The following is a 22,041-nucleotide window of genomic DNA, read 5'->3' as shown; positions in this document are numbered from 1 at the left end:
GCACGCCTTCAACCCCGGGACCGACTTCAAGCACCAGCCTTGGCTTCCCTCTTCAGCCGTTCGATCGCCATCAGCACCCGCTCCGGCGTCGCCGGTGGGTCGAGGCGCGGGCAGATCCGGTGGTCGGCAACGCTTGCCACCGCATCCGACAGCGCATGCAGCACCGAGATGCCGAGCGGCAGCGGCGGCTCGCCGACCGCCTTGGAGCGGTGCACCGTCGGCTCGCTCGCTTCCGGCCAATCGGCCAGCGTCACATTGAAGATCTTCGGTCGGTCCGAGGCGAGCGGAATCTTGTAGGTCGACGGCGCATGGGTGCGCAGCCGGCCGTTTTCGTCCCACCAAAGCTCCTCCGTCGTCAGCCATCCCATGCCCTGGATGAAGCCGCCTTCGACCTGGCCAAGGTCGATGGCGCGGTTCAGCGAGCGTCCGGTCTCGTGCAGGATGTCGGTGCGCTCGACGACATATTCGCCGGTCAGCGTGTCGACCGAGACTTCCGAGCACGCGGCGCCATAGGCGAAATAGTAGAAGGGACGACCCTCGCCCTTGTCGCGATCCCAATGGATTCTCGGCGTCTTGTAGAAGCCCGCCGCCGAAAGCTGGATGCGCGCCATATAGGCCTGCCTGATGAGATCGGCGAAGGCGATCTCCTGGTTGCCAATGCGCACCCGGTTGGGCAGGAACAGCACCTGGTCGCGCGGCACCTGGTATTTTTCGGCTGCGAAGTTGGTCAACCGCTCCTTGATCTGCCGGGCCGCGTTCTGCGCCGCCATACCGTTGAGGTCGGAACCGGACGATGCGGCCGTCGCCGAGGTGTTCGGGACCTTCCCGGTCGTGGTCGCGGTGATCTTTACCTGGTTGAGGTCGATCTGGAATTCTTCCGCCACCACCTGCGCCACCTTGACGTAGAGACCTTGCCCCATCTCGGTGCCGCCATGGTTCAGATGCACCGAACCGTCGGTGTACACATGCACCAGCGCGCCGGCCTGATTGTAGTGCGTCGCGGTAAACGAGATGCCGAACTTGACCGGCGTCAGCGCCAATCCACGCTTGATGAAGCGGCTGTTGGCGTTGAAAGCTTCAATGGTGCGGCGACGCCTCGCATAGTCGCAACTCGCATTCAGCTCGGCGACGATGCGGTGGATGATGTTGTCCTCGACCGTCTGGTGATAGGGCGTGACGTTGCGGTCGCTGGTGCCATAAAAATTCTTCTTGCGAATCTCGAGCGGGTCCTTGCCAACGGCAAAGGCGACCTCTTCGATGACACGCTCGGCGCCGACCATGCCTTGCGGCCCGCCGAAGCCGCGGAAGGCGGTGTTCGACACGGTGTTGGTGTAGAGCGGCGCCGATTGCGCATGAACCGCCGGCCAGAAATAGGTGTTGTCGCAGTGGAACAGCGCGCGATCGGTGACCGGGCCCGACAGGTCCGCCGAGAAGCCGCAGCGCGCCGCAAACATGAAATCGACGCCGAGGATATTGCCCTCGTCGTCGAAGCCGACCTCGTAATCGACGAGGAAGTCATGGCGCTTGCCGGTGGCGATCATGTCGTCGTCACGGTCGGGCCGGATTTTCACCGCGCGATGGTGTTTTTTCGCAGCAATCGCCGCGAGCGCGGCAAACTGGTTGCCTTGCGTTTCCTTGCCGCCAAAGCCGCCGCCCATGCGGCGGATCTCGACCGTGACGGCATGGCTCGGCACGCCGAGCGCATGGCTGACCATGTGCTGGATTTCGCTCGGATGCTGGGTCGACGAATAAATCGTGACGTCCTGATCCTCGCCGGGAATGGCCATGGCGATCTGGCCTTCGAGATAAAAATGGTCCTGGCCGCCGATGCGCATTTTTCCTTTCAGCCGGCGCGGCGCCGCCCTGATCGCAGCCGCGGCATCGCCGCGCCTCAGGGTCAGCGGCGGCGTGACCAGCTTGTCCTTCCTGGGATCGAGGACGCCGATGTCGGTGACGAAAGGCAATTCCTTGTATTCGACCTTGGCCTGCCTTGTGGCGCGGCGCGCCTGCTCGCGGGTTTCGGCGATGACGCAAAAGATCGGTTGGCCGAAGAACTGCACCTTGCCGTCGGCCAGCACCGGTTCGTCGTGGCGGCCGGTCGGCGAAATGTCGTTTTCGCCCGGCACGTCGCTCGCCGTCAGCACGTCGACGACGCCGGGTGCTGCGCGCACCGCCGCCAGGTCCATGCTGCTGATGGTGGCATGCGTGGCCGTCGAAAGCCCGAGGCAGCCATGCAGCATGCCGGATGATTCCGGCATGTCATCGATATAGACGGCCGTGCCGCGGACATGCTTGTGCGCGGAATCATGACGCTGGTCGGTGGCAACGCCACCAGCGATTTTCTGCGACTTGAGGTTTGGAGCGTGCTTGGTCATCACGCCGCCTCGTGGCGCGATATCTGGATCGGTGCTTTGGTGCCGCTGGTCTCGGCCAAGAACCGCAACAGCAGGTTGCGCGCCGCCAGCGCCCGGTATTCGGCGCTCGCCCGCATGTCGGTCAGCGGGGTAAAGTCTTTGGCGTACTCGGCCATGGCGGTCTCGACCATCGGTTCCGTCCAGGGCCTGCCGAGCAGCGCCTTTTCCACGCCGAAAGCCCGCTTCGGCGTTGCCGCCATGCCGCCATAGGCGATGCGCACCTCCGCCACCGTGCCGTCCTTGGCCAGGGCCAGCAGGAATGCGCCAAGTGCGGCGGTGATGTCCTCGTCACGGCGCTTGGTGATCTTGTAGACGGCGAATTTGGTATCCCTGCCCGGCACTGGGACATGCACGGCCTCGACGAATTCGCCCGGCTGTCGGTCCTGCTTGCCATAGGCGATGAAGAAGTCTTCAAGCGAGATCGTCCGCCGCTTGTTGCCGCGGCGCAGCGTCAGCCGCGCGCCGAGTGCGATCAGCGGCGGCGGCGTGTCGCCGATCGGCGAGCCATTGGCGATGTTGCCGCCGATCGTGCCCATGTTGCGCACCTGGTCGCCGCCGATGCGATCGAACAGCGGGCCCAGCGCCGGGATGCGTTTCGCCAGCATTGAGAAAGCCTCGGTGTAGGTGACACCAGAGCCGATCGAGATGATGCCCTTGTCTTCGGAAATCCGGCACAGCCCGTCGAGATTGCCGATGAAGATCGCCGGCGCAATCTCGCGCATGTGCTTGGTCACCCACAGGCCGACATCGGTCGAACCGGCAACGATGGTGGCGCCCGGCTCCTTGTCGAGCACGGCGGCGAGGTCGTCGGCATCGGCCGGGACGACCAGGCGCTGCTTGCCGGCGCCGATCTCGATGCGCGAACCGTCTTTCATCGCTTCGAGCTTGCTCGTGATCGCCTCGCGCTCCGCTGCCAGCGGATCCTTTGCCGCCTTGCCGTAGCTGGAGATGGCACGTGCCGCCCGCATGATCGCCTCGTAGCCGGTGCAGCGGCAGAGATTGCCCTGAAGCGCCTTTTCGATGGCTGCATCCGACGGCTCCGGTGACCGCATCCACAGGGCATAAAGCGACATGACGAAGCCCGGCGTGCAGAAGCCGCATTGCGAGCCGTGGAAATCGACCATCGCCTGCTGCACCGGATGCAGTTTTTCGCCGTCGCCGCGCAGATGCTCGACGGTTACCACATGCGTGCGATCGAGCGAGCCAAGGAAGCGGATGCAGGCATTGACGCTTTCATAGACCAGCCGGCCGCCTGACAGTCTTCCGACCAGCACGGTGCAAGCGCCGCAGTCGCCCTCGGCGCAGCCTTCCTTGGTGCCGCGCAGCGAGCGCTCGAGCCGCAGCCAGTCGAGCAAGGTCTCGTCGGGCGCGACCGTGGTCAGCGCAATTTGCTCGCCATTGAGAATGAAGCGTATCTCGCTGCGTATGTTGAGCGTGGCCATGCCTCAACTCCCGCGATAGGTCGAATAGCCGTAGGGCGATATGAGCAGCGGCACATGATAGTGCATCGGCTCGGCCATGCCGAAGCGGATCGGCACGCTGTCGAGGAAGGCCGGTTCCGGCAGTCTCAGCCCCTGCCGGCGCAGATAGTCGCCGGCGGCGAAGACCAGCTCGTATTCGCCGGTGCTGAATTCCGCGTCGGCAAGCAGCGGCGCGTCACAGCGGCCGTCGGCATTGGTGATCGCTGTCTTCAGATGCGTCCGCATGTCGTCGTTGATGCGGTAAAGCTCGATCGACAGGCCGGCCGCCGGCCGGCCGGTCGCGGTGTCGAGGACATGGGTCGTCAGACGTCCGCCTTCGGCTTTCGACGTTTCCGCCACTGGCTGCTCCCATTCCGGTACACTCAAAACGTGCTTGACGAATTGTGCGCCAATTAAAGGCGATGCATAAGTCCCGGTCGAGTGAAGTGCTGCAAAAACACTTTCAAAAATTTTCGGGGGAATGCGCAAGCAATCCTTTCGACTATCCTGATCACACTATCCGGCAGGAGCGACAATGCGTTACGAACGAGACATGCGCGGCTACGGCGCCAATCCGCCGGATCCGAAATGGCCCGGCAGGGCGCATGTCGCGGTGCAGTTCGTCGTCAATTACGAGGAAGGCGGCGAAAATTGCGTCCTGCACGGCGACAAGGCTTCGGAAGCCTTCCTGTCCGAGATCGTCGGCGCTGCACCCTGGCCCGGGCAGCGCCACCGGAACATGGAATCGATCTACGAATATGGCGCCCGCGCCGGTTTCTGGCGATTGCTGCGCCTGTTCACCGAGGCTGAGGTGCCGATCACCTGCTACGGCGTCGCCACAGCACTGGCGCGTTCGCCCGACCAGGTCGTGGCGATGCAGGAGGCCGGCTGGGAGATCGCCTCGCACGGGCTGAGATGGATCGACTACCGCGACCATGCGCCGGAGGACGAGCGCCGCGACATGGACGAGGCAATCCGGCTGCACTACGAGGTGACCGGGGCACGGCCGACCGGCTGGTACACCGGCCGCACGTCGATCAACACCGTGCGGCTGGCGGCGGAAGAGGGCGGCTTCGACTATGTGTCGGACACCTATGACGACGAGCTGCCGTACTGGTTCGAGCATGGTGGGCCGGACGGGTCGGCAAAGCCGCAGCTCATCATCCCCTATACGCTCGACGCCAACGACATGCGTTTCGCCACGCCGCAGGGCTTCAACTCGGGCGACCAGTTCTTCGCCTATCTCAGGGATAGTTTCGACACGCTCTATGCCGAGGGCAAGGCAGGGCGGCCGCGCATGATGAATATCGGCCTCCACTGCCGCCTCGTCGGCAGGCCGGGCCGGGTCGCGGCGCTGAAGCGCTTCGTCAACTACGTCAAATCGCACGACAGGGTCTGGCTGGCGCGACGCATCGACATTGCAAGGCACTGGCAAGAGAACCATCCGTTCCGGCCACCGACGCTGCGCCCGTCGAAGATGGAATTCGAGGCTTTCGTCCAGGCATTCGGCGGCGTATTCGAGCATTCGCCGTGGATCGCCGAGCGCGCCTATGAGCTGGAGCTCGGTCCGGCGCATGACAGTGCCGGCGGTCTGCACAATGCGCTGTGCCGTGTCTTTCGCGGCGCCAGCGAGACCGAGCGGCTCTCCGTGCTCAACGCCCACCCCGACCTTGCCGGAAAACTGGCTCAGGCCAAGCGGCTGACAACGGAATCGGCCAGGGAACAGGCTTCCGCCGGGCTCGAGGCGCTGACCGATAAAGAGCGCGAGCTGTTCTCCAAGCTCAATGCCGCCTACGTCACCAGTTTCGGCTTCCCCTTCATCATCGCGGTGAAAGGCAAGACCAAGGAAGAAATCCTGGCGGAGTTCGAGGCGCGCATCGGCAACAGCCGCGGCGTTGAATTCGAAACCGCCTGCAAACAGGTCGAGCGTATCGCACTGCTCCGCCTCAAGGACATGCTTCCGCAATAGGCCTGGCTTCCGCAACAGGCTCTGAACTGATGGATACGATGAAAATGGCCGACCGAACCTATTACGCGCCGCAGGGCGGCCACTCCGGCCAGAGTGAGCTGCTGACCGGCCGGGCCGTCTTCACCGAGGCCTATGCCGTCATTCCACGGGGGGTGATGCAGGACATCGTCACCAGCGCCCTGCCGTTCTGGGACGAGACCCGCGTCTGGGTGCTGTCGCGCCCGCTGTCGGGTTTTGCCGAGACGTTTTCGCAATACATCGTCGAGGTCGCGCCCGGCGGCGGCAGCGACCGGCCGGAACCGGATGCCGGCGCCGAGGGCGCCCTGTTCGTGGTCGAGGGCGAGCTGACCGTTTTGCTGGCTGGCGAGAAACATGTCCTGCAGCCGGGCGGCTTTGCTTTCCTGCCGCCGGCCAGCGGATGGACCGTTCGCAACGAGGGCGGCGCACCCGTTCGTTTCCACTGGATCCGAAAAGCCTACGAATCCGTGGAGGGCATCGATACGCCGCAAGCCCTTTTTGCAAACGAACAGGACATCGCGCCCACGCCCATGCCCGGCACCGAAGGCAGATGGGCGACAACGCGTTTCGTCGATCCCGAAGACATGCGCCACGACATGCACATCACCCTGGTTACACTCGAGCCGGGCGCGGTCATCCCCTTCGCCGAGACCCATGTCATGGAGCACGGCCTCTATGTGCTGGAGGGCAAGGCGGTCTACCGCCTTAACCAGGACTGGGTCGAGGTCGAGGCCGGCGACTATATGTGGCTGCGCGCCTTCTGCCCGCAGGCCTGCTATGCCGGCGGTCCGAGCCAGTTCCGATATCTGCTCTACAAGGACGTCAACCGGCATGCCAAGCTTGGCGGCGCCGGCGTCGCGAGGCGCGCGCCATGAGCCGCATTGTGGCGCGCCCGCTGACCCGCGAGAACTTCGCTGAATTCGGCGACGTCATCGATATGGGCGGCGACAATCACTACCCGATCAATGGCGGCAAGGCGGAACGCTACCACGACCTCGCCACCGCCGAGGCGCAGGGACCGAATGCGCGCGTGCTGATCTCTATGGTGCGCGGCACGCCTTACGATTTTCCGCTGAAGCTCACCATGGTCGAGCGTCACCCGTTCGGCAGCCAGGCTTTCATCCCGCTGTCGCCACGGCCGTTCCTGGTCGTCGTCTGCCATGACAGCGACGAAGGCCCAGGAGAGCCGCACGCATTCATCACCGCGCCCGGGCAAGGCGTCAATTACCCACGCAATCGGTGGCACGGCGTGCTGACGCCGATCGGTGAGGCCCAGGATTTTCTCGTCGTCGACCGCGGTGGCGACGGCTCCAACCTCGAAGAGTGCCATTTCTCGCACGGTTACGAGATCGATCTGCCGGACAGGAGCCAATAATGGCCGATACTTCGCTGATCGACCGCCTGCTCGACGTCATCGAGCATGACATCGTGCCGAAGACGGCCGAAGGCGTCGCCCATGGCAACAAGCTGTTCGGCGCGGCGATCTTGAGAAAGGATGACCGCTCGCTGGTGCTCGCCGAAACCAACAACGAGGCGGAAAATCCGCTCTGGCATGGCGAGGTGCACTGCCTGAAGCGGTTCTACGAAATGCCGAAGGCCGAGCGCGTCGACACCAAGGACGCGATCTTCCTCGCCACGCACGAACCCTGCTCGCTCTGCCTGTCGGCGATCACCTGGACCGGCTTCGACAATTTCTACTATCTGTTTTCGCACGAGGATTCGCGCGACAGCTTCGCCATCCCACACGACCTGAAGATCCTGAAGGAGGTCTTCACCCTCGACCCTGGCGGCTACAATGCCGAGAACGCCTATTGGAAGAGCTTTTCGATCCGAAGACTGGTGCGGTCGCTGCCCGGGGCCGAGCGCAAGCGGCTGGAAGCACGGATCGGCAAGATCTCGGCGCGCTACGACGAACTGTCCAGCGCTTACCAGGCGAGCAAGGACGAAAACGACATTCCGTTGAGTTGACGCGGATTGACCAATCGAATTCGTTGGCTGGCCCACGACGACGTCCCACGGGCTCCATCATTTGGCGGTCCTGGAGTCGCCCGCATGAAAACCGTCACTGAATTTCCCCGCAAGGTCGTCGAGTTTCCGGACATGGGCATCGGCATGCCGGATGGCTGCCGGCTGTCGGCGCGCGTGTGGATGCCGGCCGATGCCGCCGACGATCCGGTGCCGGCGATCCTCGAGCACCTGCCCTACCGCAAGCGCGACGGCACGATCTTTCGCGATCAGCTGACGCATCCCTATTTCGCCGGCTATGGCTATGCATCGATCCGCGTCGACATGCGCGGCAATGGCGATTCCGAAGGGCTGATGGACGACGAATATTCCGAGCAGGAATTGCAGGACGCCTGCGATGTGATAGCCTGGGCGGCCGCCCAGCCCTGGTGCAACGGCAATGTCGGCATGATGGGCATCTCCTGGGGCGGCTTCAACTGCCTGCAGGTTGCAGCCAAGCAGCCGCCGGCGTTGAAGGCAGTCATCAGCCTGTGCTCGACCGTCGACCGCTATGCCGACGACATCCACTACAAGGGCGGCTGCCTGCTGATCGAGAATTTCGGCTGGGCCTCGACCATGCTGTCCTATTCGTCGCGGCCACCGGACCCGCTGCTGGCCGGCGACAACAGATGGCGCGACCTATGGCTGACCCGGCTGGAGAACCAGCCCTTCCTGGCGCCGCTGTGGCTGAGACACCAGCACCGCGACGCCTATTGGAAGCGCGGTTCGATCTGCGAGGACTATTCCGCCATCCAAGCCGCCGTGCTGTCGATCGGCGGCTGGCATGACGGCTATCGCAATACGATTTCCTACCTCGCGGCCAATATCGAGGCGCCGGTCAAGGGCATCGTCGGCCCGTGGATCCACAAGTACCCGCATTACGCCGCACCGAAACCAGCGATCGGCTTCCTGCAGGAGGCCTTGCGCTGGTGGGACCGGTGGTTGAAAGGCATCGACACCGGCGTCGAGGCCGACCCGGCCTACCGCGCCTATGTGATGGACAGCGTGCGCCCCGCGCGTTGGCATCCCGAGCGGCCCGGCCGCTGGGTTGCCGAAGCAGACTGGCCATCGCCCAACATCAAGGCTGAGGCCATCGAACTGATCCCGGAAGGCGCCAGGCCTGCAATCGTGGCTTCGCCACAAAGCTGCGGCCTCGCCGGCGGCGAATATTTCCCCTTCACCTTCGGGCCGGAACTGCCCGGCGACCAGCGCCCCGACGATACGCTGTCGGTGTGTTTCGACCAGCCCCCGCTCGGCGAGGCGATCGACATTGTCGGCGCGCCGGAGGTTTTGATCCAGGTCGCCTCGGATCGACCGCAGGCGAACATCGCGGTGCGGCTGTGCGACGTGCATCCTGACGGCGCATCCGAATTGATCTCCTACGGCGTGCTCAACCTGACGCACCGCAACTCGCATGAATTCCCCGAGGCGCTGGTGCCGGAAGAGACCGTTTTGGCGCGGGTGGTGCTCGACCAATGCGCCTATCGCGTGCCATCAGGCCATCGCCTGCGTATTGCCGTTTCGAACGCCTACTGGCCGATGATCTGGCCATCGCCGGAACCGGTTCGGCTCGACCTTTCGGCGGCTACGCTGAAGCTGCCGCTGCGTCCGCCGGCGCAAGGCGACGAAGTCACGTTCCCTACGCCCGAGGCAGCCGTGCCCTGGGCAACCGAAACGGTCCGTGCCGCCAATTCGGAGCGTCATGTTGATCGCGACGAGAAGACCGGAATCGTCACGCTTTCCATTGTCGACGATTTCGGCGAGGTGCGCGACCTGGAGCATGGCCTCGCCAATGGCAGCGTCGCCCGCGAGACATGGGCGATCCATCCTGACAATCCGCTGTCAGCGTCGGGCAAGACGCACTGGACGCAGACGCTGTCGCGAAATGGATGGTCGGTGCGCACAGAAACGTCAGCCGAGATGCGGTCCGATGCGCAAAACTTCATTATTAGCGCCAGAATCGAAGCCTATGAAGGCGAGGAACTGGTTTTCGAGCGTAATTTCGAAGAGAAAATCCCGCGCGATCTGCTTTGAGCGCTTATGCGGATTGGTCCAATTGCGACGTACGATTTACGCCACGGCATGTCGCATTCGGTCTTGCTTACGGCGGTCCCTTGCGGTCATTATTCTCCTCACAAGAAACCATAAAAAACGACCACAAGGTCGAACCAACAGAGTGAGGAACTCAACATGTCAAACGAACTGGAATTTCTTAGCCTGCGCGTCGCATCCGGCAAACTGAGCCGTCGTGATTTTCTCGGCCGGGCGGCAGCGCTCGGCGTCACCGCGACCTTCGCCAACTCGCTGCTTTCAAGTGCAGCGCGCGCCGCGGGTCCGGTCAAGGGCGGCACGTTGAAGGCCGGCCTGGTCGGCGGCGAGTCCACCAACAGCCTCGATCCGGCCCTGTTCATGACGCAGGTGCCGTTCGCCTTCGGCAAGATGTGGGGCGAACTGATCGTCGAGCTTTCCCCGGAAGGCACGCTCGAGAACCGCATCGCCGAGGAGATCGGCTCGTCTGACGACGCCAAGGTCTGGACGCTGAAGATTCGCGACGGCGTCGAATTCCATAACGGCAAGACGGTAACCGCCGAGGACGTCGCCGCCACACTCGAACGCCATTCGGACGAGAAGTCGAAGTCGGGCGCGCTCGGCTACATGAAAGGCATCGAGAGCATCAAGGCCAGCGGCAAGGAAGTCGTGCTGACGCTGAAAGAAGCCAATGCCGACCTGCCCTATCTGCTTAGCGATTACCATTTGATCATCCAGCCCAATGGCGGCAAGGACAAGGCCGACGCCGGCATCTCGGCCGGACCCTACAAGATCACCACCAACGAGCCCGGCGTGCGCCATGGCGGCGAGCGATTCGCCAATTACTGGCAGGCCGACAAGATGGGCCATGCCGACCAGATCGAGATCATCGTCATCAACGACGCCACGGCGCGCACTTCGGCCTTGCAGGGCGGCCAGGTCAACATGATCAACCGCGTCGAGCCGAAGATCGTCGACCTGATCAAGCGGCTGCCCGGCGTCACCATCCGCAACCATGCGGGTCCTGGCCACTACGTCTTCATCATGCATTGCAACACGGCGCCGTTCGACAACAACGATTTGCGCATGGCGCTGAAGCTGGCGATCGACCGCGAGGAGATGCTCGACAAGATCCTCAGAGGCTATGGCTCGCTCGGCAACGACTTCCCGATCAACTCGGCCTATCCGCTGTTTTCCGAGGACATCGAGCAGCGCAAATACGATCCCGACAAGGCCAAGTTTCATTTCAAGAAGTCGGGCCATGACGGCGCCGTCCTGCTCAGGACATCGGACGTCGCCTTCCCCGGCGCCGTCGATGCCGCGCAGCTGTTCCAGCAAAGCGCGGCCAAGGCCGGCATCACGCTGGAGATCAAGCGCGAGCCGGGCGACGGCTACTGGTCGGAAGTATGGAACAAGCAGCCCTTCTGCGCCTCCTACTGGGGCGGACGCTCGACGCAGGACCAGATGTACTCGACTGCGTACCTGTCGACGGCCGACTGGAACGACACGCGTTTCAAGCGTCCCGAGTTCGACAAGATGGTGCTGGCGGCGCGTGCCGAGCTCGACGAAGCCAAGCGCAAGGCGATGTATCGCGACATGGCGATGCTCGTCCGCGACGAAGGTGGCCTGATCCTGCCGATGTTCAACCAGTTCATCGACGCGACGGGCGCCAAGGTCGCCGGCTGGGTCGACGATCCGCATCAGGAGCTGATGAACGGGTACGCTCTGGCAAAGTGCTGGCTCGAAGCCTGAGCCCGGCCTTGCGGATATGTCCTCACCCATCGTGAAACTGGTGGCCCAGCGCATTGCGCTGGGCATCCTCCTGCTGTTGGCCGTATCGGTCCTGATCTTCGCCGGCACCCAGATCCTGCCCGGCGACGTCGCGCAAGCCATCCTCGGACAGTCGGCGACACCGGAGTCGCTTGCCAATTTGCGCGAGCAGCTCGGCCTCAACGATCCGGCCTTTATCCGCTATTTCCGCTGGCTCGGCGGCGTCGTGACCGGTGATCTCGGCACCGCCATGTCCAGCGGGCAGGATATTGCGACGTCGATCAAGGGGCGGTTGTGGAACACGCTGTTCCTCGCCTTCTGGGCGGCGGTCGTTGCCGTGCCGCTGGCGATCATCCTCGGCCTGATTGCGGTGCGTTACCGCAATGGCTGGGTCGACAAGCTGATCTCCGGACTGGCGCTTGCCTCGACCTCGTTTCCCGAATTCTTCATCGGCTATGTGCTCGTCTATTTCTTTGCCGTGAAATACCAGATCTTCCCCGGCATCTCGACGGTCTATGATGGGATGCCGTTCGGCGAGCGCATGCAGGCGATCATGCTGCCGGCGGCGGCACTGACGCTGGTGGTGCTCGCCCACATGATGCGCATGACGCGCGCCGCGATCCTCAATGTCATGCAATCGGCTTATGTCGAGACGGCGGAGCTCAAGGGGCTTTCGGCATTCGCCGTCATTCGCAGGCATGCCTTCCCCAATGCGATTGCGCCGATCATCAACGTCGTCATGCTCAACCTCGCCTACCTGATCGTCGGCGTCGTCGTTGTCGAAGTGATCTTCGTCTATCCGGGCATGGGGCAGTATCTCGTCGACCACGTCACCAAGCGTGACGTACCGGTGGTGCAGGCGGTCGGCCTGATCTTCGCCGCGGTTTATATCAGCCTGAACATCATTGCGGACATAGCGGCGATCGTCGCCAATCCGCGTCTCAGACATCCGAAGTGAGGGGCGGCGCTGTGCTCGACATAAAACGCATCCCCATCCCTGCGCTGATCGGCCTGGTGCTGACGGCATTGTTCGTGCTGGCGGCGATCTTCGCGCCCTGGATCGCGCCTTACGGCAATGGCGAGATCGTCGGCGACGTCTGGGCACCGATGTCAGCGACACATTTGCTGGGCACCGACAACCTCGGCCGCGACCTTCTTTCGCGCATGATCTACGGCGCCCGCGTCACGCTGTTCATCGCGGTGCTGGCCACCGCGCTGTCCTTCTCGCTCGGCGCCATCCTTGGCTTCTCGGCGGCGGTTTTCGGCGGCTGGTTCGACACGCTTATGTCGCGCCTTGTCGATCTCCTGATGTCTATCCCGACGCTGATCATGGGCCTCGTCGTGCTCTCCGTGCTGCCAACCAATCTGGTGACGCTGATCCTGGTCATGGGCATTCTCGACTCGACCCGTGTCTACCGCCTGTCGCGGGCGGTCGCCGTCGACATCAACGTCATGGATTTCGTCGAGGCGGCCAAGCTGCGCGGCGAAGGCAGCGTGTGGATCATCTTCCGCGAGATCCTGCCCAATGCGTTGTCGCCGCTGGTTTCGGAACTCGGCCTGCGCTTCATCTATGCCGTGCTGTTCCTGTCGACGCTGTCCTTTCTCGGCCTCGGCGTGCAGCCGCCTAGCGCCGACTGGGGCGGCATGGTCAAGGAAAACAAGGACGGCATCGTCTTCGGCATCGCGGCGGCGCTCATCCCTGCCGCGGCGATCGCCATGCTGGCGATTTCCGTCAACCTTGTCGCCGACTGGGTGCTCAACCGCACGACGAGCCTGAAGGGAGGGCGCGGGTAATGGCTGACCAGCGAGCAAAGTCCGTGCTGCTCGATATCCGCAATCTGCGCATCGAGGCCACCGTGTTCCCGCCGGGCGAAGCGCCGAAGAACATCGTGCTGGTCCACGACGTCTCGCTGTCGCTCGAGAAGGGCAAGGTGCTCGGCCTGATCGGCGAGTCTGGAGCCGGCAAGTCGACCATCGGCCTGGCGTCGATGGGCTATGGCCGCGGCGGCGTGCGGATCACCGGCGGCGAAGTCATCCTCAACGGCCGCGACATCCTCAAAGGCGGCAAGGAGGGCTTTCGCAAGCTGCGCGGCCGCGAGGTCTGCTATGTCGCGCAATCGGCTGCCGCCGCCTTCAACCCGGCGCACAGGCTGATGGACCAGGTCGTCGAGGCGACGCTGCTGCATGGCACGGCGACACGGGCCGCGGCCGAAAAGCGCGCCATCGCGCTGTTCAAGAAGCTCAGCCTGCCGAACCCCGAAAGCATCGGCGAACGGTTTCCGCACCAGGTGTCAGGCGGCCAGCTGCAGCGCGTGATGACTGCGATGGCGCTGTGCTCCGAGCCCGACCTGATCGTCTTCGACGAGCCGACCACGGCGCTCGACGTGACGACGCAGATCGACGTGCTGGCGGCGATCAAGGACGCCATCCGCGACACGCATGTCGCGGCGCTGTACATCACTCATGACCTTGCCGTGGTCGCCCAGGTCTCGGACGAGATCATGGTGCTGCGCCATGGCCGGCTGGTCGAATGGGGCGGCACCCGCCAGATCATCAAGGAGCCGCGCCAGGAATACACCAATGCGCTGGTGTCAGTGCACGAGATCGAGCACCAGGAGCAAAGGCCCGGCACGACGCCGTTCCTGTCGGTCAAGAACATCACCGCCGCCTATGGCCGCAGCCACATCAAGGTGCTGAAGAACGTCTCGGTCGACATCTATCCTGGCCAGACGCTGGCGGTGGTCGGCGAGTCCGGCTCGGGCAAGTCGACGCTGGCGCGCGCCATCACCGGCCTTCTGCCGCCCGAACAAGGCACCGTCACCTTCGACGGGCGGCCGCTCGCCAACCGGCTTGCCGATCGGCCCAAGGAGGATCTGCGCCAGTTGCAGATGATCTACCAGATGGCCGACGTGGCGATGAACCCGCGCCAGACCGTCGGCACCATCATCGGCCGGCCGCTCGAATTCTATTTTGGTTTGCGCGGCCGCGAGCGCGACAAGCGCGTCGCCGAGCTGCTCGACAAGATCGAGATGGGCAAGGGTTTCATCGACCGCTACCCGGCCGAGCTTTCCGGCGGCCAGAAGCAGCGTGTCTGCATCGCCCGTTCGCTTGCCGCCAAGCCGAAGCTGATCATCTGCGACGAGGTGACCTCGGCGCTCGACCCGCTGGTCGCCAACGGCATCCTGAAGCTGCTGCTCGAGCTGCAGAAGGAGGAAAACGTCGCCTATTTGTTCATCACCCACGACCTCGCGACGGTGAAGTCGATCGCCGATTCGATCGCGGTGATGTATCGCGGCGAGGTGGTGCGCTATGGCGCCAAGAGCCAGGTGCTGGCGCCGCCGTTCGATGCCTATACCGACCTTCTCTTGTCCTCAGTCCCCGAAATGGAGATCGGCTGGCTGGAAAAGGCGATCAAGGGACGGCGCATGGCCAGCGCGGGCAATTAGACACACCGGTGGCGCTGAAGACAAAACTTCTGCTGATCATCCTCGACGGCGTGCCTTACCGCAACTGGCGCCGGCTGATGGGCAACCTCGAAGGCTGGGTGCAATCGGGCGAAGCGCGCGTCTGGAAGATGCGTTCCGTGCTGCCGTCGACCTCTGCCTGCTGCTATGCCTCGATCCACACTGGCGTAGCGCCGCAGGTGCATGGCATCTTGACCAACGAGAACCGCTTCCGCGTCGAGCAGCCGGATATCTTCTCCGAGGTCAGCAGGGCCGGCGGCAAGACAGGTGCGGTCACCCATTCCTACTGGTCCGAATTCTTCCGGGCCTATCCGTTCGATCTGGTCGAGGACATGGAGTTCGACGAGCCGGGCGGGCCGATCACCCATGGCCGGTTCCACACCATGACCGGCTACAATGCCCGCAACCAGATGACGCCGAGCGACGTCGACCTGTTCGCGACGCTGACCATGCTGACCAGACGCCACGGCATCGACTACGGCATCCTGCACACCTGCACGCTGGACTCGATGGGCCACCGCTTCGGCCATGACTGCCATGAGATGGACCATGCCGTCTATGCGATGGACGGCATGCTCGCCGCCTTCCTGCCGCGCTGGCGGAAAGCCGGCTACGAGGTCATCGTGACCGCCGATCACGGCCAGACCGATCGCGGCCATCATGGCGGCCACGACGACGAGATGCAGGATTTTGCTCTGTATTATTTCGGACAGGGCAACGGGCCGGAGGCCGACACGCTGCTAGACCAGCTGCAGCTTGCGCCGACGGTGCTTGCGCGCCTCGGCGTCCCGGTGCCCGCGACAATGAAGGCCAGGCCGTTCCTCGACTGAGCGCGCGTCTTCCCTTCTCCCCCTTGTGGGAGAAGGTGGATTGTCGCGAAGCGGCAAGACGGATGAGGGGTGTTGGAAGAAACTCGGCGTGAAAATATTGAGGGATTTGAAGCGCTTATTTCTTCGGTGTAGCGATCCGTCCAGCACCCCTCATCCGACCGAGCTTCGCTCGGCCACCTTCTCCCACAGGGGGAGAAGGGAAGAACCTCCCTCTGGCAACACTGCCGCTCTTCGGCTAGCTTTCAGGGAATTTGGGCGGAAAGCGGTGAACCTTTTTGGGCCGATCAGCGACAGAGCAGACAGGAGCCAGGCGGCTCGATCGGCCATGACGGCAGCGACGGAAACCGATCGTGCGCTTGTCGGCCGGGTCGCGAAGGGCGACCGCGCCGCCGTGCGGCTCCTGTTCATGCGCCACCACGCGCGGGTCTACCGTTTCGTGGTGCGCCAGACCGGATCGGAAATGATGGCCGACGATATCGCCAACGAGGTGTTTCTCGAACTCTGGCGCCAGGCGCCCGGCTTCGAGGGGCGCTCGGAAGTCTCGACGTGGCTGCTCGGCATCGCCCGCTTCAAGGCGCTGTCGTCGTTGCGCAAGAAAAAGGAAGACTGGATCGACGACGATGACGCCGCCCAGATCGCCGACGGCGCCGATACGCCGGAAGTCGTCACCATGAAGGAAGACAAGGGCGCCGCGTTGCGGCGCTTCGTCGATGCCTTGCCGGAAGAACACCGAACGGTGATCGACCTTGCCTACTACCACGGACAGTCGGTGAGCGAGATCGGCGAGGTGCTCGGTATCCCGGTCGCCACCGTCAAGACCAGAATGTTCTACGCCCGCAAGAAACTCGGCGAGGCCCTCAAGGCCGCCGGTTACGACAGGGGGTGGCCATGAGCGCCGCTGAAAAGATGTCGCGCCGCGATGAAATGGAAACGCTGCTGCCGTTCTATCTGAATGGCTCGCTGGAAGGTGCAGAGCTCGAAGCCGTCGAGGAATGGCTGGCGACCGACCCGGCAGCGCTTGCCGCACTCGGCGAGGCCGAAGCCGAATTCTCCGGCACCGCTGCATCCAATGAAGCGATCCGTCCGCCGGCCGATGCGCTCAGCCGCTTCGCCCGGGCGCTCGACGCCGAGGCCGGTCCAGCGCGCGCGCCGGCGGCGTCCTGGCTGGCGCAAGCGTGGGGCCGCTTCACGGCAGTTCCCGCCGGCGTTGCCTGGGCTGCGGCCGCGGCTCTGCTGGCGCTTGTTGTGGTGCAGTCGTTTGAGCAGCCTGGCGGCATCGACAGCGATTTCGAAATTGCCGGCCAGCAAGGCGATCTTGCGAAAATGCCGTTCGCGCTGGTCACGTTCAAGCCGGATGCGAAGATAGCCGACATTGTCGCTTTTCTTGGCGAGCACCAGCTGAAGATTGCCGCCGGCCCAACCGCCGAAGGTGTCTTCCGTCTTGGCATCCCGGCCGCGACCGCAGCCGACTATGAAAAAGTGCTCGGCCTGATTGCCGCCCAGCCTTTCGCGGAGGCTGTGGTCGAGGGAAGGAAACCGGTCGATGGCGGCTAGGGCGGTCATCCGATTTGCGGCGCTGCTCGTGGCGGCGATGATAATCGGCGCTGTGCCGGCCTTGGCGCAGACCAATGATCCGAACCTTACGCAGACTGAAATCGATTGCCTCAACCGAGGGGCGACGGCGGCCGACTGCATCAAGCGCGACACAAAGGATGGCAGCGGCGAAAGGCCCGGCGCAGGTCTTGCCGCGACAAATGCCGTGCTTCTTCCCGCGCTGATCGTCGACCTGTTCCCCAATCCGATCGGCGGCGGCCAAGCGCCGCTGCCGACGCCCGATCCGCGCCGCGATCCGGCCAGCGGTGCGTTGCCGCCGCCGGTCCCGCCTGCCGGTGCGACAGCAATACAAGCCGCTGCGGCGGGCGGCCCGATCGTTTCGCCCAGCGATCTCGTCGCGGCCGAGCCGCCGCGCGCCATCGTCGGTGATTTCGTGCCGGACGAGGTGCTGGTGACGGTGGAGGGCGATGCCGTCCAGCAGATCGCCGCCTCCTTTGGCCTCGAGGTGCGCTCGCAGCGCCAGTCTCAGTTGCTCGGCTCCACGCTGGTGCGCTTCGGCATTCCCGATGGCCGTCCGGTCGGCGTCGTGCTGGCGCAGCTTGCCGCCGACGGCCGTGCTTTGCGGCGCGAGCCCAACCATATCTACTCGCTGCAGCAGGCAGCCACCATCGTCAACTATGCCTTCGAGCGCATTGCGCTCGATGCGAAAGGGGCGAGCGGCGAGAACGTGCGCATTGCCGTCGTCGACACCGCCATCGACGACACCAATCCAGCACTCTCCGGCGTCATCGCCGATCAGTTCGACGCCATGCCCGACGTGCCGATCGAGGCGCGCGATCACGGCACCTCGATCGACGGCCTGATCGCCGGCGTCGGCGCGCTCAAAGGCATGGCGCCGGGCGCCAGGATCTACCACGCCCGCGCCTTCGAGGGCGGCAAATCGACGATGGACGTCATCCTTGCGGCGCTCGACTGGGCGGCGGAGCAGGACGTCCGCATCATCAATATGAGCTTCGTCGGCCCGAAGAACGACCTGCTCGGCGTCGCCTGCCGCAATGCTCGCGCCTTGGGCATCGTGCTGGTCGCCGCCGCCGGCAACAACGGACCGAAGGCGCCCTACGGCTATCCGGCCGCCTTCGACGGCGTCATCGCGGTGACCGCCACCGATGCCAAGGACGGGCTGATGCAGCAGGCCAATCGCGGCGCCTACGTCTTCCTCTCCGCTCCCGGCGTCGAGATGGTGGCGCCGAGCGGCGCCGGTTCGGATGTCGTCACCGGCACCTCGTTTGCCGCAGCGATCGTCACCGGCGCGATCGCCAATCTGCTGCATACCGCACCCGACCGTTCCGCCGACTGGGTCGAGAAAGCGCTGGCCGCCACGGCAAGGGATCTCGGCCCCAAGGGACGAGACAATGATTTCGGCTATGGCCTGCTCAATACCAAGGCGGCCGAGGCGGCGAAAGAATAAGTCTCGGGCTTGAAGCATCTGCTTTTATGCACGTCGTTTTCCCAGCCGCTGCATAATTTTCGGCAACAGATATTGGGGTCAAAACTCAATCAGCCGGTTGCCGCAAATGACCGAGATGGGTGGAGTGCGGCCTTGCGCTATGTCGTCTCCATCGCGTGCTAGCCGATGCCTCTGATACCGGCCTCTGACATTGCCAGCTTGAAGGTTTCTGACACGAAAGGAAGATCAAACCCGCTCATGCGCGGGTCGATCCAGACGTTGCGCCCGCGGACCCGCTGCAGATTGACGACATAGGAACCACCGGGTCTGTTCATCCAGAGTCCCGACTTTTCGCGGAACTCATGCGTCGTTTGCTCTCTATCCGTGCCGTCGATGCGGTTGCATGGGTAAAACCAGAAATAGGAGGCGGCATGGCTGCCGTCCTTCCACAGCAGCTCGACTGGAACGAATTGATGCAGGCCGGGCTCCAGTTTCTCGACCACCTCACGGAATTTGCCACTGACGAAGAAGGAGTTGTGCATCATCAGGTCCGCCGGCATGATCTTCCCCCCTCCCACCTTTATCTTCGTGGGCAGGTGGGTGGGATCGATCGGGACGCCCTGGTAGGTGGCCGATTTGTCCACCCACGTTCCATCTTCCAGCCTCGCCGAATTCGTGACCGGATGGAATTCGAACCCGGCCGGGAACACCTTCCGGCGATCGCACCATCGACTGGATCGCCGCGACGTCCGAAGTCCGCGCCCTGGTCGGCGCCGGCGATTTCGGAATAGTTAGAAATTGCTGGCAAGCAAGGTTAGCAACTGCTGGTAATCGTCGGAAGGTCCGCAACCGGGTCGAACTCGGTCGCTCAGAGTGATTGAGTTTGACCACTAGGCCGGTGCGCCGGCGACCGATCCCCTGACCACCAGATCGACCGGCCAGGCTTCGCCGCGGGCGTCAGATATCAGGCGAGTACTGTTGTATCAGACTTGCCTGGAAGCGCTCGACCTCTTCCGCAAGAGTTACCCAATGATGTTGATATCGCTCGAAGATCGACACGGTTGGGGCCGGGAAGTTTGGATCGGCCAATGCGCCAACGGCTACGCCGATCATCGTAGGCAGAGCATCAGGCTTCCAATAGACTGTCGAACCACAGGTCGGGCAAAAATACATGCGTACATTGCGGCCGCTATCGGCAACGCGAATGAACTCCCTTGCAGCTCCCGAAATCGCGACGGTATCAGTCGCATAGAACGCGTTGACGCTGAATGATGTACCGGTTCGCCGTTGGCAAGCTAAACAATGACACGCGGCAACCAATTTTGTTGGCTCTCGCATCATAAGTCTGAGTGCGCCGCATACGCATTGGGCATCGGCCATGAAGAATCCTCCGTCTTTCTCGGTGAAACAACTTTGCGGTGTAGGGGTGAGGCGCAGTTCGAACCGCTGTTGCAGACAGGCAACGCGTAGGACGTGACCCTATCGAGGATCGGGATGCGCAACGCCAACAATGATGCGGCTCACGGAAGCTGTCAACCGCAGCGCATTTCCCGGGCCTTTCTGATGCGTCTCTCGACTACACGGCGATGGCGGTCGATCAGTTCCAGTTCGACCAGGCGAGGCAGATAGCGGGAAGATCGACGCCGTCGCGCGCATTCGCGAGCGACCTTGTCATACTCCCGCAAGACCGCGCAGGTCCCAAAGGGTCGAACTCAGTCGATCGAGTGATCCTTAGCCAGGTGCGCCGGCGACCGATCCCCTGATGACCAGGTCGACCGGCCAGACTTCGCCGCGGGCGCCCTCCTCCAACCCCGAAATCCGCGCCGCCAGCCGCTCGGCGATACGAGCGCCGGCCAAACGGATCGACGAACGCGTCGTCGACAACGGCACCGAAAAATTCTCCGGCTTCAGCCAAGGGAAGACGTCGTCATGGGCGATCAGCGACAGGTCGCCCGGAATGGTCAGGCCGAGATCGCGCACCGCTCGCACGACGCCGAGCGCCATGATCAGGCTGGAGCAGGCGATCGCGGTCGGCGCATCGCTTTGCTCAAGTAAGCGCCTGGCGGCGCGGTAGCCGTTCTCCTCGGTCATGGCGAGGGAACAGACATCGCCTTCGCCAAGCGCCAGACCGCTTGCCGCCAGCGCTCGGCGCACACCACGCTCGCGGTGAATGGCGAAGGTCTCGCGGCCGTCGCCGTTGATCAGCGCCAGCCGCCGGTGACCGAGTTGGACGAGCAACCGTGCCGCCTCGTGGAAGGCGCCCTCATTGTCGATGTCGGTGAAAGGGTAATCGAAATCGAGCCCTTCACTGCGGCCATGGACGATAAAGGGGATGCCGAGCGTGCTGACCAGCGCCACCCGCCGGTCGGCCGGCCTCGGCGAGGAGATGTAGACGGCGTCGACCTGCCGGTTGGCGACGATGCGCCGATAGGTCGTCTCCTGATCGTCGGTATCGGCGGGGGACAGCACCAGGTCGAGTTCGTGCGAACGGGCGTAGTCGCCGAGACCGGAGAGGAATTCGACGAAATGTGGGTCGATGTCGACGGCCGCCCCGGTCGGCAAGACATAACCGATCATCCCGGTCTTGCCGGTAGCCAGCCGACGCGCGCTCGGGTTGGGGCGATAGCCGTGGCGCTTGGCGGCGTCGATCACCCGCCGGCGCGTTTCCTCGTTGACTTCCGGGTAGCCGTTCAGCGCGCGGCTTACCGTCGTCTGCGAAAGCGCCAGCATATGGGAAAGCTGTTTGAGGTTCACCGGAGGCCCTCCAAGCCTCAAAGCGCTTTAACTATGGGTCGCTCGCGCCACGGCGGCGAGCGCTACCGATGCGACGATCATAAGCACCCTTTCTAACCGGTTTGAAGCAAAATTTGCTATTGCAGCGCCCAAAATGGTGCTGCAGCGCACTTTGTTTGCTCTTGCGGTCGTGGAATTAAATCGATTAGTTTACCAGCCTCTTGACTTCTGATTAATTCAGTGGCGTGATTGCAAAGACCAAAGCGCTTTGGAAGACTCTTCGAAAGGTTGCGGTTCCTTTCCGAGTGAGTCACAGTCCTGCTGCGTCGGCGGACGGAATGGAGGTTCCG

General features: G+C 63.5%; 19 protein-coding genes. 13 read left to right on the top strand and 6 right to left on the bottom strand.

The features are described from left to right. Positions 1 to 26: 26 nt before the first annotated feature. From xdhB to uraH, 3 genes are read right to left on the bottom strand one after another with little or no spacing between them, the layout of a single operon-like run. Entirely contained in the window at positions 27 to 2,375 is a 2,349-nt protein-coding gene (xdhB, locus tag AC0L2Z_RS05275) for a xanthine dehydrogenase molybdopterin binding subunit (RefSeq protein ID WP_473626957.1), read from the bottom strand. Further along, positions 2,375 to 3,856, bottom strand: a complete 1,482-nt coding sequence (gene xdhA, locus AC0L2Z_RS05270) for a xanthine dehydrogenase small subunit (RefSeq protein ID WP_473626956.1) — start codon at positions 3,854 to 3,856, stop codon at positions 2,375 to 2,377. Before xdhA ends, xdhB begins: the two co-directional genes overlap by 1 nt. A 3-nt stretch (positions 3,857 to 3,859) precedes the next feature. Next, the gene (gene uraH / locus AC0L2Z_RS05265) at positions 3,860 to 4,234 is read right to left on the bottom strand and encodes a hydroxyisourate hydrolase (protein ID WP_128172889.1); all 375 of its coding nucleotides are present in this window, start codon (positions 4,232 to 4,234) and stop codon (positions 3,860 to 3,862) included. 175 nt (positions 4,235 to 4,409) lie between these two features. On the opposite strand from uraH, the gene puuE reads away from it, so the two are divergent. The 13 genes from puuE (at position 4,410) to AC0L2Z_RS05200 (ending at position 18,979) form a co-directional block, all read left to right on the top strand. Then, on the top strand, positions 4,410 to 5,843 hold the full coding sequence (gene puuE, locus AC0L2Z_RS05260) for an allantoinase PuuE (RefSeq protein ID WP_128172888.1): 1,434 nt from the start codon (positions 4,410 to 4,412) through the stop codon (positions 5,841 to 5,843). A gap of 29 nt (positions 5,844 to 5,872) precedes the next feature. Beyond that, positions 5,873 to 6,736, top strand: a complete 864-nt coding sequence (locus AC0L2Z_RS05255; RefSeq protein ID WP_473626953.1) for a bifunctional allantoicase/(S)-ureidoglycine aminohydrolase — start codon at positions 5,873 to 5,875, stop codon at positions 6,734 to 6,736. After that, positions 6,733 to 7,236: an ureidoglycolate lyase gene (locus AC0L2Z_RS05250; protein ID WP_027151451.1), complete on the top strand. Its 504-nt coding sequence runs from the start codon at positions 6,733 to 6,735 to the stop codon at positions 7,234 to 7,236. Before AC0L2Z_RS05255 ends, AC0L2Z_RS05250 begins: the two co-directional genes overlap by 4 nt. Further along, complete coding sequence (locus tag AC0L2Z_RS05245; RefSeq protein WP_473626951.1) at positions 7,236 to 7,829, top strand: nucleoside deaminase; 594 nt, start codon at positions 7,236 to 7,238, stop codon at positions 7,827 to 7,829. The genes AC0L2Z_RS05250 and AC0L2Z_RS05245 overlap by 1 nt, the downstream gene beginning before the upstream one ends. A gap of 84 nt (positions 7,830 to 7,913) precedes the next feature. Then, entirely contained in the window at positions 7,914 to 9,899 is a 1,986-nt protein-coding gene (locus AC0L2Z_RS05240) for a CocE/NonD family hydrolase (protein ID WP_473626949.1), read from the top strand. A 156-nt stretch (positions 9,900 to 10,055) separates the two neighbouring features. Beyond that, complete coding sequence (locus AC0L2Z_RS05235) at positions 10,056 to 11,645, top strand: ABC transporter substrate-binding protein (protein WP_128171041.1); 1,590 nt, start codon at positions 10,056 to 10,058, stop codon at positions 11,643 to 11,645. A gap of 16 nt (positions 11,646 to 11,661) precedes the next feature. Further along, complete coding sequence (locus AC0L2Z_RS05230; protein WP_023796836.1) at positions 11,662 to 12,621, top strand: ABC transporter permease; 960 nt, start codon at positions 11,662 to 11,664, stop codon at positions 12,619 to 12,621. Positions 12,622 to 12,632: 11 nt separating this feature from the next. After that, positions 12,633 to 13,457, top strand: coding sequence for an ABC transporter permease (locus tag AC0L2Z_RS05225; RefSeq protein WP_128244537.1), 825 nt, complete (start codon positions 12,633 to 12,635; stop codon positions 13,455 to 13,457). Beyond that, complete coding sequence (locus AC0L2Z_RS05220) at positions 13,457 to 15,109, top strand: ABC transporter ATP-binding protein (protein ID WP_473626947.1); 1,653 nt, start codon at positions 13,457 to 13,459, stop codon at positions 15,107 to 15,109. Before AC0L2Z_RS05225 ends, AC0L2Z_RS05220 begins: the two co-directional genes overlap by 1 nt. Positions 15,110 to 15,117: 8 nt before the next feature. Further along, entirely contained in the window at positions 15,118 to 15,957 is an 840-nt protein-coding gene (locus AC0L2Z_RS05215; RefSeq protein ID WP_473507824.1) for an alkaline phosphatase family protein, read from the top strand. A gap of 325 nt (positions 15,958 to 16,282) precedes the next feature. After that, positions 16,283 to 16,849, top strand: a complete 567-nt coding sequence (locus AC0L2Z_RS05210; protein WP_192355652.1) for a sigma-70 family RNA polymerase sigma factor — start codon at positions 16,283 to 16,285, stop codon at positions 16,847 to 16,849. After that, complete coding sequence (locus tag AC0L2Z_RS05205) at positions 16,846 to 17,511, top strand: anti-sigma factor (RefSeq protein WP_473626945.1); 666 nt, start codon at positions 16,846 to 16,848, stop codon at positions 17,509 to 17,511. Before AC0L2Z_RS05210 ends, AC0L2Z_RS05205 begins: the two co-directional genes overlap by 4 nt. Then, positions 17,501 to 18,979 carry a S8 family serine peptidase gene (locus AC0L2Z_RS05200; RefSeq protein WP_473626943.1) on the top strand — a complete coding sequence of 493 codons (1,479 nt, stop codon included), beginning with the start codon at positions 17,501 to 17,503 and terminating at the stop codon, positions 18,977 to 18,979. The genes AC0L2Z_RS05205 and AC0L2Z_RS05200 overlap by 11 nt, the downstream gene beginning before the upstream one ends. A gap of 158 nt (positions 18,980 to 19,137) precedes the next feature. On the opposite strand, the gene AC0L2Z_RS05195 is transcribed toward AC0L2Z_RS05200, so the two are convergent. From AC0L2Z_RS05195 to AC0L2Z_RS05185, 3 genes are all read right to left on the bottom strand, one after another. Continuing rightward, complete coding sequence (locus AC0L2Z_RS05195) at positions 19,138 to 19,602, bottom strand: imm11 family protein (protein WP_473626942.1); 465 nt, start codon at positions 19,600 to 19,602, stop codon at positions 19,138 to 19,140. 313 nt (positions 19,603 to 19,915) lie between these two features. Further along, the gene (locus AC0L2Z_RS05190) at positions 19,916 to 20,338 is read right to left on the bottom strand and encodes a GFA family protein (protein ID WP_473626940.1); all 423 of its coding nucleotides are present in this window, start codon (positions 20,336 to 20,338) and stop codon (positions 19,916 to 19,918) included. Between the two features lie 351 nt (positions 20,339 to 20,689). Next, positions 20,690 to 21,712: a substrate-binding domain-containing protein gene (locus tag AC0L2Z_RS05185; protein ID WP_473626939.1), complete on the bottom strand. Its 1,023-nt coding sequence runs from the start codon at positions 21,710 to 21,712 to the stop codon at positions 20,690 to 20,692. Positions 21,713 to 22,041: the final 329 nt, after the last annotated feature.

The sequence above is a fragment of the Mesorhizobium sp. WSM4850 genome, assembly GCF_055811735.1.
This window is presented reverse-complemented; position numbering and strand designations above follow the sequence as displayed.